The 13469-nt window shown below is 66.9% G+C and carries 11 protein-coding genes; 6 read left to right on the top strand and 5 right to left on the bottom strand.

The features are described from left to right. Positions 1 to 95 precede the first annotated feature (95 nt). The 4 genes from AB5J62_RS39045 to AB5J62_RS39030 form a co-directional block, all read right to left on the bottom strand. Entirely contained in the window at positions 96 to 974 is an 879-nt protein-coding gene (locus AB5J62_RS39045; protein WP_370945058.1) for an alpha/beta fold hydrolase, read from the bottom strand. A 2-nt stretch (positions 975 to 976) separates the two neighbouring features. Beyond that, the gene (locus AB5J62_RS39040) at positions 977 to 2452 is read right to left on the bottom strand and encodes a wax ester/triacylglycerol synthase family O-acyltransferase (protein WP_370945057.1); all 1476 of its coding nucleotides are present in this window, start codon (positions 2450 to 2452) and stop codon (positions 977 to 979) included. A 120-nt stretch (positions 2453 to 2572) separates the two neighbouring features. Continuing rightward, entirely contained in the window at positions 2573 to 4432 is a 1860-nt protein-coding gene (locus AB5J62_RS39035; protein ID WP_370950458.1) for an ABC transporter ATP-binding protein, read from the bottom strand. A 186-nt stretch (positions 4433 to 4618) separates the two neighbouring features. Further along, complete coding sequence (locus tag AB5J62_RS39030; protein WP_370945056.1) at positions 4619 to 5089, bottom strand: DUF1579 family protein; 471 nt, start codon at positions 5087 to 5089, stop codon at positions 4619 to 4621. 50 nt (positions 5090 to 5139) lie between these two features. Here AB5J62_RS39030 and AB5J62_RS39025 point away from each other — a divergent pair, with 50 nt between their 5' ends. After that, on the top strand, positions 5140 to 5571 hold the full coding sequence (locus AB5J62_RS39025) for a MarR family winged helix-turn-helix transcriptional regulator (RefSeq protein WP_370945055.1): 432 nt from the start codon (positions 5140 to 5142) through the stop codon (positions 5569 to 5571). Here AB5J62_RS39025 and AB5J62_RS39020 read toward each other — a convergent pair. After that, on the bottom strand, positions 5561 to 6133 hold the full coding sequence (locus AB5J62_RS39020) for a TetR/AcrR family transcriptional regulator (protein ID WP_370945054.1): 573 nt from the start codon (positions 6131 to 6133) through the stop codon (positions 5561 to 5563). The genes AB5J62_RS39025 and AB5J62_RS39020 overlap by 11 nt on opposite strands. A gap of 106 nt (positions 6134 to 6239) precedes the next feature. Here AB5J62_RS39020 and AB5J62_RS39015 point away from each other — a divergent pair, with 106 nt between their 5' ends. The 5 genes from AB5J62_RS39015 to boxB all read left to right on the top strand — a co-directional run bounded on the left by AB5J62_RS39015 (position 6240) and on the right by boxB (position 13465). Continuing rightward, entirely contained in the window at positions 6240 to 7469 is a 1230-nt protein-coding gene (locus AB5J62_RS39015) for an MFS transporter (protein ID WP_370945053.1), read from the top strand. Then, the gene (locus tag AB5J62_RS39010; protein ID WP_370945052.1) at positions 7466 to 9862 is read left to right on the top strand and encodes a glycoside hydrolase family 3 protein; all 2397 of its coding nucleotides are present in this window, start codon (positions 7466 to 7468) and stop codon (positions 9860 to 9862) included. The genes AB5J62_RS39015 and AB5J62_RS39010 overlap by 4 nt, the downstream gene beginning before the upstream one ends. A 117-nt stretch (positions 9863 to 9979) precedes the next feature. Then, the gene (locus AB5J62_RS39005) at positions 9980 to 10390 is read left to right on the top strand and encodes a hypothetical protein (RefSeq protein WP_370945051.1); all 411 of its coding nucleotides are present in this window, start codon (positions 9980 to 9982) and stop codon (positions 10388 to 10390) included. A gap of 38 nt (positions 10391 to 10428) precedes the next feature. Then, entirely contained in the window at positions 10429 to 12039 is a 1611-nt protein-coding gene (boxC, locus tag AB5J62_RS39000) for a 2,3-epoxybenzoyl-CoA dihydrolase (RefSeq protein WP_370945050.1), read from the top strand. A 4-nt stretch (positions 12040 to 12043) separates the two neighbouring features. After that, positions 12044 to 13465 (top strand): benzoyl-CoA 2,3-epoxidase subunit BoxB, encoded by a 1422-nt coding sequence (boxB, locus tag AB5J62_RS38995; RefSeq protein WP_370950457.1) that lies wholly within the window; start codon positions 12044 to 12046, stop codon positions 13463 to 13465. The last annotated feature ends 4 nt before the right edge of the window (positions 13466 to 13469 follow it).

The raw sequence follows: 13469 nt of genomic DNA, 5'->3' as shown, positions 1-13469 counted from the left end.
CCGCGGACACCGGTCCCGCCCACCTGGAAAAAGCCCGAATGTGGCTTTCGTCAGATCCGATCTGACGAAAGCCACATTCGGGCTTTTCCGAGCGACTAGTACGCCGGGATCCCCGCCCGGTTGGCGGTGCGCGTGATGGCGTCGATCAGCCGCGGCCACAGCGCACGCGGCATGTCGTGCCCCATGCCCGGCACGATGTCCAGCTCGGCGCCAGGGATGGCCTTGGCCGTGGCACGCCCGCCCGAGACGTGGACGAGCGGATCGCGGGCACCGTGGATGACCATCGCCGGGATCCGCAGCTTCCGCAATCCCGGCGCCCGGTCCTTCGACGACACGATCGCCGCCAGCTGCCGGATCGTCCCGCCCCGGTTCACACCCCGGTCGAACGTCCGCGCCGCCCGGTCACGCATGCGCCGCACATCGAACGGATAACCGGGGGAGCCGATGATCCGGAACGTCCGGACCAGGTAGTCCAGGTACTGCTCACGGTTCTTCGGCGGCCGCCCGAGCAGCATCGCGCCCGCTTTGGCCGTCGGCCTGCCGACCAGACGGTTCCCGGTGGTCGACATGATCGAGGTCAGCGAGATGACCCGGTCCGGATGACGGATCGCCAGAGTCTGCGAGATCATCCCGCCCATCGACGCACCGGCCACGTGCGCGGCCCGGACCCCGAGCTCGTCGAGCAGCCCGGCCGCGTCGTCGGCCATGTCGTCCAATGTGTACGGAGCCGTCCGCAGCCAGTACGTGGCCAGCGGCGAGATACGACCGTGCATCTTCGTGGAGCGCCCGACATCGCGGTTGTCGAACCGGATCACGTAGAACCCGCGGTCGACGAGCGAGCGGCAGAACTCGTCGTCCCACCAGATCATCGGCCCGCCGAGCCCCATGATGAGCAGCAGCGGCCGCGCCGACGGCTCCCCGAACGTCTCGTAGCAGATTTCGATCCCATTGACCCGCGCGATGGTCTCCGTCACGGTCACGCCTCCTGGTTCTGGGCGGCGGCGAGCTTGGTCAGCTCCTCCATGGCCTCGTGCAGGTAGTCGATCAGGTTCCACAAGTCTGGCATCAGCTCGCGGCAGGCGACCAGCCCGAAGTCGAGGTTCCCGTTGTAGGACATCACGGTGATGTTCAGCCCGCCGCTCGCGTCGGTGATGGCCGAGACCGGGTAGTGCCCGAGTAGTCGCGCACCCGCCTGATACAGCGGGAACTGCGCGCCCGGCACGTTCGACACCACCAGGTTGACCACCGGCGAAGTCGCGGCGAGATACCGCATCGCCGCCCGCGCGGACAACCCGCCGAGCGCCGACGGCAGCACCGCGCTGAAGTCGACCAGCCACGACGCGGGCAACGGCTGGTAGCGCTGCTTGGCCGCCGCCATGGCCTTCGTGACCTCGGCCAGCCGCTCGGCAGGGTCCTCGATGTTGGTCGGCAGCGGGGCCAGCATCATCGAGATCTGGTTGCCTGCCGATTTGGCCTGTTCCGGCGTCCGCACCGACAGCGGGACCAGCGTGACCAGCGGGTCGAGCGGCAGCGCGTCGTGGTCGAGCAGCCAGCGGCGCATCGCCGTCGCGCACAGCGTCATCACCACGTCGTTGACCGTCACCCCGAAAGCCTTCTTGAGCGCTTTCACGTCCGCGAGCGGCATCGAGCCGTACGCGAACCGCCGGTGCGGGCTGATCGGGCCGTTGATCGGCGTCTCCGGCACCGGCAGCTTCGGCCGCTCCACTTCGTGCCTGCCAGGCCCCTGCTTCGTCACCTTGCTCAGCGCGCTTCCCGCACGTGCCAGCAGGTCGACGCCGGGCAACCTGGCCGCGCCGGGCACCTCGTCGACGTGCGGCAGCAGCTTCGGCAGCTGCATCGCCGTCTTGATCGGATGCAGCGCGATCCGTTTCAGCCCGCCTGCCAGCAGCTCGAGCTGGCTGGGCGGCTTGGTCGCCAGCCAGCGCTCGGGCGGCTCGATGGTCCGTGGTTCGGCACTGAGGTCCATCAGCGCGCCGAGCAGCTCCGCGCCCGACACGCCGTCGATCGCAGCGTGGTGCACCTTGGTGTACACCGCGACGTTCCCGCCCTGCAGCCCGTGGATGACGTAGGCCTCCCACAGCGGCCGCCCTCGGTCGAGCGGCCTGGCGGTGAGCCTGGCGATCTGCTCCGCGAGCTGCTTCTCGTCACCGGGCGCCGGCAGCGCGATCTCGCGGACGTGGAACTCGAGGTCGAACTCGTTGTCGTCGATCCAGTACGGATGGTCGAGCCCCAGCGGGACCTGCAGCAGGCGCCACCGCAGGGGCTTCGCCAGATGCAGCCGCCGTCCGATGAGCTCCCGTATGTCGTCGACCGTCAGCGTCCCGCCGGGGGCCGTGGACGGGTCGAGTATCGACAGCCCTCCGACGTGCCCGGTGGTCGTCCTCGACTCGGCGTTCAGGAACTGCACGTCCAATGCGGTCAGTTGACGCAAGGCGGGCCTCCTCGTTGTGGCGCTCTTCGTAGTCTGGTCGAGGTGATCGGCCCCGTCCATAACTTGTAGGGGGGTGCGCCCGCGCGTTAGGGGGTCACGAACCGCCCGCGCGACCGGTCATCACGACTCCTTCCGATAGGCGCTGGCCTGGATTTCATACAGTTCCGCGTAGAGCCCGCCCGCTTCGACGAGTTCGTCATGGGTGCCTTCTTCGAGCAGCACTCCTTTCTCGAGTACGAGGATCCGGTCGGCGTTTCTGATATTGGCGAGCCGATGGGTGACGAGCACGGTGATCCGGCTGCCGTGCCCGGTGGTGCTCGCGTGCTGCAGCCCGGCGAACACTCTCGCCTCGGCCCTGGCGTCGAGCGCGGCGGTCGGCTCGTCCGCGACCAGCACGGCCGCGTCCCGATAGATCCCGCGTGCGATGCCCATCCGCTGCCACTGCCCGCCGGACAAGTCCTGACCATCGCTGAACTTCTTCGACAGGACGGTGTTTTCCTTGAGAGGTAAGGACTCCAGTACCTCGTCGGCGCCGGAGGAGACGATCGCCTCCGTCCATGCGGCCCGCTCGGGGTCCGCACGGCCCAGCCTGCCGACGGTGATGTTGGTGCCCGCGGTCATCGGCCATTCCGCCGGATTCTGCGCGATGACCGCGATGTTTTCGTGCACCGTCCGATGATCGGCCGCTGCCAGGTTCACGTCGTCCCAGTAGACGGCACCCTCGGATGGTGGATACAGGCCGGTGAGCAGCTTCCCGAGTGTGGTCTTGCCGGAGCCGTTCTCCCCGACCAGTGCCACGATCTCGCCTCGCCGCAAGGTCAAGGAGACCTCTCGCAGTGCCGGCTCGTCTTGTCCAGGATACGTGAAGGAGATCGAGTCGAGCCGGATTTCACCCGGATGGGAAGGCGCGGTCAGTCCGGACACGGGGGCGCGCCGCCGCGCCGATTCCGCGATGAGCTTGCGGTAATACCCGATATAGAAGGAATCTTCGTACAGTGAGTTCACCGCCTTGATGGTGTTGGAGAGCGCGGTCGATGCCCGGCCCATGGCCAGCACGGCCGTGCCGGCCAGCGCGAGCGCCATCGATCCGTTGTACAGCAGCAAACCGAGCACGAGGTACGCCACCGCGGTGCCCGCTCCTCGCGCCGTCCTGCCGATCAGCCGGACGACGTTGCTCTGGTGCTCGAGCTTGCTTTCCTCCCGCATAAGGCTTTCCGAGATGCGGCTGTACTCCGCCAGCAACGGCTCCTGCAACTTCAACGCGTGCCGCTCCAACGCGAGCGTGCGATACGTCGCCACCTCTTCGACGACGAACTTGCGCATGTTCCGTGAGACGGTGCCGAGGAAATGCCGGTACCTGAGCTTCGCGACCTTCGCCGACGCCCAGGCGTCCGCGGCCGCGGCGAGCAGCAGCACGGGTGCGAGCCAGGGATCGAGCAAAGCCGCGGTGACCATGGCGGCGAGCAGCGCGATGGCCGACGACACCAGGTCCGCGAGCCCGCGCAGGCTCGTCTCGATCGCGCGGACGCCGTACCGGGCTCCTTGCCTGGCCAGTTCCCGGAAATCCGCGTCCTCGAAGGCGAGCAGCTCGACCCGGATGACCGCGGCGGTGACCGTGTCGTCGGCCATCCGCGTCACCTTGGGCTTGAGCGCGCCTTCGACGGCTGCGACCGCGGCGTCGAGCAGTGCCCGCACCGCGTACGAGCCCACGACCACCGCGATCGCGGGCAATGAGTCGAGCACCCGTTGCGGCGTAGGCGCCTCTCGCAACAGCGCGGTGAACACGTTCGCCGTGGCGAGCAGCCCGAACGCGGTGACGCAGCCGGACGCCACGTGCACCACCGCGGCCAGCATGGTGAGCCGAGGCGAGGCCGACCACGCCAGCCGTACGACCTCGCCCGCCGCGGTGGGCATCGTCCGCACCGCTTGCCCGAAGCCCGCGGCGATGACGCGCTGATCCACCGCGGCCCACTCGGGCATCTTGATGTTCTCGACCCCGATCAGCGGAGGGTCGTCGTTTTCTCGCACTCTTCCGGTCTACTCCGGGGGTACGACATTTTCCGGATCCGCTGCCCGCGAACGGTCAATTTTTCCTTGTTTTCCAACACGAAACCGCCATTTGCGAAATTCGTACTTGCGCCGGCGGAGATTTTCACGCTTACTGGATCATGTCGCGGGTTCACGTATGTACCGCGCACTCAGGAACTGGCCGAACTCCGTTCCCTCACCCATTTGGAGGTCTATGACATGGTGCAGCTCGTCGCCATCGGGCGTCAGCCGGTGTCGTGCGACACCGCGCTCGGTGCGCTTTTCCAGCACGAGGGTTCCGTTGTCCCAACCCCCTCTTCCCGGGGACATCGGCGGGAAGCCGTAGCTGTCGAAGCCGTACCAGAGCGTGTCGCCGGTCGCGGGGTCCATCGTGAAAACGTTGTGCCCCAGCAGCCCGCCGCCGTCCGCCCGGCGCTGTTCGTACTCCTGGATCACCGCGAAACCGTTGAGCGCCAAGCGATAGCGGACGGTCGCCACGGCGGTCGACGCCGGCGCCCAAGCCGACGCGGCCAGTTCCTCCTCGCCGGTCCAGGTGCCGATCAGCGCCGTGAGCGCCCGATGGCCGTCGCTCAGCTGGGGCATGTCCATGTCGTCCTCCATTTTTGACAGGCGCCTGTCAAAAATGGAGAATAGCAGGCATGCCCCAGCGAGCCGACGTGATCACTGAACTGGTCAACGAGATCTTCGTGCTGAACGGTGGCATGCTCGCCGCGGGCGACGCGCTGACCGCTCCGGTCGGCCTGACCGCCGCGCAATGGCAAGTCCTCGGTTTCCTCGAGGACGGCCCGTCAACGGCGGCTGAGCTCGCGCGCAAGCGTGGGCTGCGCAGGCAAAGCGTGCAGGAGACGGTCAACAGGCTGCTCGAGAGCGGCATGGTCGTGAAGCTGGACAATCCGGCGGACCGTCGTGCGCCGCTCCTGCGGCTGACTCCTCGCGCGCGCAAAGCGTTGCGGGAGCTGGGTCCCGCCCGTGTCGCCTGGGCGTCCGAACTCGCGCCGCACGTCCCGCGAGCTGATCTCGACACGACCCTGCGGGTGCTGAAGCAGCTGCGCGAGGCGCTCAGACCTTGATGCCCAGTATCGCCAGGAAGTCGCGGAAGCTCTCAGGCATGTCGACCTCGTCGGGGTCGAGCAGCCATTGCAGCTGAAGGCCGTCGAGCACCGCGATGACGATCGGCGCGAGCTGTTCCGCGGTGAGCCCCGGGGGAAGCTCGCCCTCCTGACGCTCCATCAGATCGGCGACCCAGGCGCGCACCCGCGTGTACCGCTCTTGGAAGAACGGTCGCGCTGGGTGATCCTCCGTCACGCTATCGGCTGCCAGTACGGTGTACGCCCGTACGCTGCCCGGCCGGGTGGCGGTGTATTCGACCAGCTGCTGCAAATGCGCCGCGCCGAGCGAGGACGAGTCTTCGGTCCGGCTGAAACCCATGAGATCCCACTGGTCCCTGCGCTCCAGCACGGCCATGAGCAACTGTTCCTTCGACGGAAAGTAGTGCATGACGCCTTGCTGGGTGAGACCGACGCGCTCAGCGACAGCGCCGAGCGACGAACCGCGGTATCCCCGTTCGGCGATCACTTCGAACGCCGCTTGGACGATCGTCTCGCGGCGGTCGGTTCCCCTTGGCCGGGTCATACCCCGAGCCTAACCGCACCGACCTGACAAACACGTAACGTGACCTTCCGGCGGTGAGGTGTTCTGCGCCACTCTATGGGCTGAATCGACCTGGGAGGGGTTCGCCATGCTCGAAAAACCCGCGGCGGTCGCAGAGCCGTCCTTGTTCGGAGTCCGCGTGGGAATGGCCAATCTGGGCCTGTGGACCGCGCTGCTCACACCCGCGATCGTCACCCTGTCCGCACGCATCTCGGTGATCGACCCGGTGAACAAAGAAGCGTCCTACGGCTTGGTGGCCGGAGTGGGCGCGTTCATCGCGATGGTCGCCAATCCGCTGTTCGGGCGCTTGTCTGACCGCACGATGTCGCGCTTCGGCAGGCGCAGGCCATGGATCACCGCCGGTGCGCTCGGCGGCGGCGCCGGGCTCGTGATCGTCACACTGGCGCCGACGATTCCGCTGATCCTGCTCGGCTGGTGTCTCACCCAGGTGTCGTTCAACGCGGCACTGGCCGCGCTCACCGCGACGGTCCCGGATGTCGTGCCGGAGGAACGGCGAGGCAAGGTCTCCGGCTGGATCGGGTTCGCGCAGCTCGGCGCGGTCGTGACGGGCGGGCTCATCGTCGGGTTCGTCCCGTCGCTGGCGCTGAAGATCATCATTCCCGGTGCGCTGGGGGTGATCCTGCTCGTCACCTTCTCGCACTACTTCGCGGACCGCCCCGCGGCCGGCCGGTCTCCGTTCTCCGTCAAGGAGTTCCTTTCCAGCTTCTGGACGAGCCCGCGGGCGAACCCGGACTTCGCCTGGGCGTGGCTGACCCGGTTCCTGGTGGTGCTCGGCGTTTTCGGGCCCGCCGGGTACGAGATCTACTTCCTCGCCGAAAAGATCGGCCTGCCGAAGGCGGAAGCCGAGTCCAAGATCGGCATCCTGCTGATGATCACCTCGATCATCAGCGCGGGCACGGCGCTGCTCGGCGGCTGGCTCTCGGACGTGCTCGACCGGCGCAAGGTGTTCGTGATCGCGGCCGCGCTGATCATGACCGTCAGCGTGGCGTTCTTCATCACCGCGGACTCGTACACGGACGTACTGATCGCGCATCTGATCTCGGGGCTGGGCACCGGCATGTTCTACGCGGTCGACTTCGCGCTCGCCACGCTCGTGATGCCGAAGGGTGAGTCCAGCGGCAAGGAGCTCGGCGTCTTCAACATCGCCAACGCGCTGCCGCAGTCGATCGGGCCCATGTTCGTCCCGTTGCTGCTGGCCATCGGTGACGGGAAGAACTACGCCGCGGTGTACACGGCGGCCGCCATCTCCGCTCTGCTTGGCGCGATACTGGTGACCCGGATTAAATCGGTGCGATGAATGACTTGATCGCCAAGCTCGACCTGGACACCAAGGCGCGGCTCGTGGCGGGCCAGGACCTCTGGACCCTGCCCGCGATCCCCGAGATCGGGCTTCGCTCGCTGGTCATGTCGGACGGCCCGGTCGGTGTGCGGGGAACGCGATGGTCGGCCGATGACCCGTCGGTGACTCTGCCGAGCCCGACCGCGCTGGCCGCTACTTGGGATCCCGGGCTCGCCGCGCGGGCCGGTGGGCTGCTCGCGCAGGAGGCGCGGCGCAAGGGTGTGCACGTACTGCTGGCGCCGACGGTCAACCTGCATCGGAGTCCGCTGGGTGGCAGGCATTTCGAGTGCTACTCCGAAGATCCGCTGCTGACCGGCGCGATCGGCGCCGGGTATGTCAGCGGCGTGCAGGCTGGCGGTGTCGGGACGACGGTGAAGCATTTCGTCGCGAACGACTCGGAGACCGAGCGGTTCACGCTCGACGTCCGCGCGGACGAGCGGACCTTGCGTGAGCTGTACCTGGCGCCGTTCGAGCGGATCGTCGCGGAGGCGAAACCGTGGGGGATCATGGCCGCCTACAACGGCGTCAACGGGTTCACCATGACCGAGCACGACGGTCTGCAGAACGGGATACTGCGCGGCGAGTGGGGATTCGACGGATTCATCGTGTCCGACTGGACGGCCGCGCGGCACACGGCGGCGGCCGCGAACGGTGGGCTCGACGTCGCGATGCCGGGGCCGGTGACGGTTTTCGGGCGGAAGCTGGCCGATGCGGTGCGTGCCGGTGAGGTCGCCGAAGAGGTGCTCGACGCCATGGTGCGGCGGGTGCTGGCGTTGGCCGAACGGGTCGGCGCGCTCGGTGAACCGAATCCGGCACGAGCCGAGGTGGATGGCGATGCGATCGCCCGCGAGGTGGCGAGGCGATCGTTCGTGCTCCTGCGCAACGAGAATCAGCTGCTTCCACTGGCCGCGCCGAGCAGTGTCGCGGTGATCGGGATGGCGGGGGACGAGGCGAGGATCCTCGGTGGCGGCAGCGCGACCGTTTTCCCCGCAGAGGTGATCTCGCCACTCGAAGGCCTCCGCGCGGCGGCACCGGAGGGTGTCGATGTGCGGTACGCCGTCGGCGCGGATCCGCGGACCACGCTGCGTCCGGCATCCGACGGTTTCGAACTGCGGATCGTCGCGCGCCGCGGGGACGGGAGCGAGCTCGGGGCGTTCCCGGCGGAACGTGGGACGGTTCAGTGGCTCGGGCAGCTGCCGCCGGGAATCGCAGTCACCGAGTTGGCGATGGTCGAGATCGTGGGCCGGTTCACGCCTGCTGTGAGCGGGGCGCACACCTTCGGGTTCACCGGTACCGGGAAACTCGCGCTGACGGTCGGCGGGCAGACGGTGTTCGACGGCATGAACGTGCCGGACTCCACCGATCTCGTGACGACGATCCTGACCATCAAGGAACAGCGCTTCGACGTCGAACTCACCGAGGGGGAAGCGGTCGATGTCCGGCTGACGTTCGACGCTCCCGAAGTGCCCGACGACTACGAAGGCCTGGCGTGGATCTCCTTCACGTTGGGGCATGCGGCGCCCAGCGTCTCCGAGGAGGAGTTGATCGAGCGTGCGGTCGCGCTGGCGGCCGGTTCCGAGATCGCGGTCGTCGTGGTCGCGACGACCGAGGAAGTCGAGAGCGAGGGTTTCGACCGGCAAAGCCTCGTGCTGCCGGGCCGGCAGGACGAACTGGTGACGAGGGTCGCCCAAGCGAACCCGCGAACGGTCGTGGTGGTGAACGCGGGGTCGCCGGTCGAAATGCCCTGGACCGGGGAGGTCGCCGCGGTTCTGCTGACTTGGTTCCCCGGCCAGGCCGCCGGTGCCGCGCTCGCGGATGTCGTGTTCGGTGTGGAAGAACCAGGCGGGCGGCTGCCCACGACTTGGCCATCACGGATGACCGACGCCCCAGTGCTTCAGGTAAAGCCCGAGAACGGTGTACTGCCTTACGAAGAGGGCGTCTTCATCGGCTACCGGGCGTGGGAACGCACTGGTCGCGCTCCCGCGTATTGGTTCGGCCATGGGCTCGGGTACACCGAGTGGGCTTACGAGTCGGTGTCGCTGGAACCGCATGAAGGCGAGTTGCCGACAGCGTGTGTGCGGGTGCGCAACATCGGGCGGCGGTTCGGGCGCGAGGTCGTGCAGGCGTATCTCAAACCGGACGAACCGGGAGCCGAGCGGCCGGCCCGATGGCTGGCGGGCTTCGCGAGCGTCGAGGCGGAGGCCGGTGAAGTCGTCGAGGTCGAGATCGAGATTCCCCGGCGGGCGGCCGAGATCTGGGTCGATGGCTGGCAGCTCGTCCCCGGCGGCTACGCCGTCGAGATCTCGCATTCGCTCGACGATCCGCGGCTGAATGCCGCGTTCGAGATCTAGCAGGCTCAAGTCCGGCGCCCCCGTTCAAGTACTTGAACGGGGGCGTCTTGCGCTGTCGACATGGGCACCGGTCCGGGTTTACTCTCTCGCTAGAGCGATCTATCTAGTGGAGGGGTCATGGATGGTCTGCCGGTTCTTCGGGTGATCTTGGGATTCAGTCTTCTGTCGACCACGCTGCACTACGGGCACAACGCCATCGCGCTGGATCAGTATCCGGCGGTGGAGGGTCTAGGTGGGGTGCTGGGGCAGCTGTTCATCGTTTTCGCCTGGCTGCTGTTCACCACGTTCGGTGTGCTCGGCTATCGCCGCTACGCGCGGAAGATGGACTGGACGGCTCTCGCATTCCTGGCCGTTTACGCGCTCGCGGGCTTGTCGACCATGGGACACTTCCTTGTCGGCCCGGTGAACCTGCCGGCGTTCTGGTTCGCGACGATCTTCACTGACTCGGTCGCCGGGCTCGCGATCTGGGCTTTCGTCGTCTGGGCGGCCACCAGGCTCTCCGCCGTTCGAAGCCATGTGTCTACATAATATTGACGGTGTTGATTCTTTTGTAGACAATTGGGTGTATGGCCTCAACGGACGCGGTCACCTTCGATCGGCATCCCGCCGCTTACCGGCACTGGCGCCTCTCGGTCGAGGGCGCGGTCGCCTGGCTGGAGCTCGATGTCGATGAGCAAGGCGGCCTCGTCCCAGGGTACGAGCTGAAACTCAACTCGTACGACCTCGGCGTCGACATCGAGCTGTACGACGCCACGCAGCGCCTGCGGTTCGAGCACCCTGAAGTTCGCGCGGTCGTCATCACGAGCGCGAAGGAGAAGGTGTTCTGCGCCGGCGCGAACATCCGGATGCTCGCCGCCTCCGAGCACCAGTGGAAGGTGAACTTCTGCAAGTTCACCAACGAGACCCGCAACGCCATCGAGGACGCGACCGCGAACTCCGGCCAGATCTACCTCGCGGCGGTCAACGGCACCTGCGCGGGAGGCGGCTATGAGATCGCGCTGGCCTGCGAAAAGATCTTGCTGGTCGATGACAACTCGTCGACCGTCGCGTTGCCGGAAGTGCCTTTGCTCGGCGTGCTGCCCGGCACCGGCGGGCTCACCAGAGTCGTCGACAAGCGCCGGGTCCGCAAGGATCTCGCGGACGTTTTCGCGACACGTCCTGACGGCGTCAAGGGCAAGACCGCGGTCGAGTGGCGGCTCGTCGACGAACTCGTGCCGCGGCCGGAATTCCGCGAAACGGTCAAGAAACGTGCCCAAGAGCTGGCGGAATCCAGTACCCGGCCGGTCGGCGTGGCGGGTGTCGAACTCGCGCCACTCGACTGCGAGAGCACCGATGACGCTTTGAGGTACCGGTTCGTCCGAGCCGAACTGGATCGTGCGCTGGGGCTCGTGTCGATCACCGTCCGCGCGTCGGCGGAAGACGGCTGGCTCCTGCGGATGACCCGCGAACTCGACGACCTCATCCTGCGGCTGCGCACCAACGAGCCCGAACTCGGAACGTGGCTGCTGCGCACCGAGGGTGACCCGGCCGACGTGCTCGCCCAGGAGCAGGCGTTGTCGGACGACTGGCTGTCCAACGAGATCGTGCACTTCTACAAGCGCACGCTGAAACGTCTCGATGTCACCAGCCGAAGTCTCATCGCGCTGATCGAGCCGTCGAGCTGCGCCGCCGGGTTGCTGTTCGAACTCGCGCTGGCCTGCGACCGCCAGTACATATTGGACGGTCCGCCGATCGACGACGAGGACAGCGAGGACCGCGCGTCGATCACTCTCTCCGAGGCGAACTTCGGCATGTGCCCGATGGGCAACGGGCTGACCCGGCTCGAATCCCGCTTCTACGGCGACCCGGAGCATCTCGCCGCGCTGCCCAGGACGCGGCTGAGCCCGGTGGAGGCCGTCGAATACGGGCTGGTCACCGACGCCCCTGACGACCTCGACTGGGAGGACGAGATCCGCATCGCGCTCGAAGGACGGGCCTCGCTCAGTCCCGACGCGCTGTCCGGGATGGAGGCGAACCACCGGTTCGTCGGGCCGGAGACGATCGAAACCAAGATCTTCGGCAGGCTCGCCGCCTGGCAGAACTGGATCTTCACCAGGCCGAACGCCTCGGGTGACGAAGGAGCCCTGCGCCGCTACGGCACCGGGCAGAAGGCGGTCTTCGACAGGAAGCGTGTCTGAACCCATGCCGGAAAAGATCGACTACGACGCCAAGATCCCCAACAACGTGGACCTCGCCTCCGACCGGCGCCTCCAGCGGGCGCTGGAGGGCTGGCAGCCGAAGTTCATGAACTGGTGGGGCGAGATGGGCCCGACGCTGCAAACTCAGGGCGTCTACCTGCGTACGGCGGTCAGTGTCGGCAGAGAGGGCTGGGCGCATTTCGACCACGTGAACGTGCCCGACTACCGCTGGGGCATCTTCCTCGCCGAGCGCGATCCCGACCGCCGCATCGCGTTCGGCGAGCACAAGGGCGAGCCCGTGTGGCAGCAGGTGCCCGGCGAGTACCGCGCCGAGCTGCAGCGGCTGATCGTCATCCAGGGCGACACCGAGCCGGCGTCCGTCGAACAGCAGAAGCTGCTGGGGCTGACCGCGCCGAGCCTCTACGACCTGCGCAACCTGTTCCAGGTCAATGTCGAGGAAGGCCGCCATCTGTGGGCGATGGTGTATCTGCTGCACGCCTACTTCGGCAGGGAGGGCAGGGACGAGGCGGAAAGCCTGCTGCTGCGCAATTCCGGCAGTCCTGACGCGCCGCGCATTCTCGGCGCGTTCAATGAGGAGACCGCCGATTGGCTCGCGTTCTACATGTTCACGTACTTCACCGACCGAGATGGGAAATATCAACTCGGCACGCTCAAGGAAAGTTCGTTCGATCCGCTTTCGCGCACGTGTGAATTCATGCTCAAGGAAGAGGCGCATCACATGTTCGTCGGCACCACCGGTGTCGACCGGGTGGTGCAGCGGAGCGCGGACCTGATCGTCGAGCACGACACCGACGACATCGCCCCGCACGGCGGCATCCCACTGGACATCATCCAGAAGTACATGAACTTCCACTACACCGTCTCGCTGGACCTGTTCGGCAGCGAGACCTCGACGAACGCGGCGAACTACTACACGTCCGGGCTCAAGGGGCGCTGGATGGAGACGCGGCGCAAGGACGACCACCAGCTCACCGACTCGGCGGCGGTGCTGGAGCGTCCGCGAGCGGACGGAACGTGGGAAACGGAAGAGCTGCAGGCCATTCTGTTGCTGAATCTTGACCTTCGCCGCGAATACATCGCCGATTGCCAGACGGGTGTCAACCGGTGGAACAAGATTCTCGCCGATCACGGGATAGATTTCCGGTTCGCGTTGCCGCACCCTGGTTTCAACCGCGATGTGGGCATAAACTCCGGCCACCATGTGACACCGGACGGCACCATAGTCGACGAGCCGACCTGGCAGGCCGGCAAACGGAAGTGGCTGCCCACTACTGAGGACCTGACGTTCGTACGCTCGTTGATGCACCCGGTCTACGAGCGCGGCAAGATCGCGAGCTGGGTGGCGCCGCCCCGGCAGGGCATCAACGGCAAGCCGTTCGACTACGAGTACGTGTACCTGACGTAAGGGG

It is taken from the genome of Amycolatopsis sp. cg5 (assembly GCF_041346955.1).
Classification (GTDB): Bacteria; Actinomycetota; Actinomycetes; order Mycobacteriales; family Pseudonocardiaceae; genus Amycolatopsis.
This window is presented reverse-complemented; position numbering and strand designations above follow the sequence as displayed.

Excerpts from the sequence above, each read along its gene's own strand:
- boxC (WP_370945050.1), top strand. The coding sequence starts at position 10,429 with ATGGCCTCAACGGACGCGGTCACCTTCGATCGGCATCCCGCCGCTTAC.
- AB5J62_RS39025 (WP_370945055.1), top strand. The coding sequence starts at position 5,140 with ATGCCCCAGCGAGCCGACGTGATCACTGAACTGGTCAACGAGATCTTC.
- boxB (WP_370950457.1), top strand. The coding sequence starts at position 12,044 with ATGCCGGAAAAGATCGACTACGACGCCAAGATCCCCAACAACGTGGAC.
- AB5J62_RS39005 (WP_370945051.1), top strand. The coding sequence starts at position 9,980 with ATGGATGGTCTGCCGGTTCTTCGGGTGATCTTGGGATTCAGTCTTCTG.
- AB5J62_RS39035 (WP_370950458.1), bottom strand. The coding sequence starts at position 4,432 with ATGCCCGAGTGGGCCGCGGTGGATCAGCGCGTCATCGCCGCGGGCTTC.
- AB5J62_RS39030 (WP_370945056.1), bottom strand. The coding sequence starts at position 5,089 with ATGGACATGCCCCAGCTGAGCGACGGCCATCGGGCGCTCACGGCGCTG.
- AB5J62_RS39015 (WP_370945053.1), top strand. The coding sequence starts at position 6,240 with ATGCTCGAAAAACCCGCGGCGGTCGCAGAGCCGTCCTTGTTCGGAGTC.
- AB5J62_RS39010 (WP_370945052.1), top strand. The coding sequence starts at position 7,466 with ATGAATGACTTGATCGCCAAGCTCGACCTGGACACCAAGGCGCGGCTC.
- AB5J62_RS39020 (WP_370945054.1), bottom strand. The coding sequence starts at position 6,133 with ATGACCCGGCCAAGGGGAACCGACCGCCGCGAGACGATCGTCCAAGCG.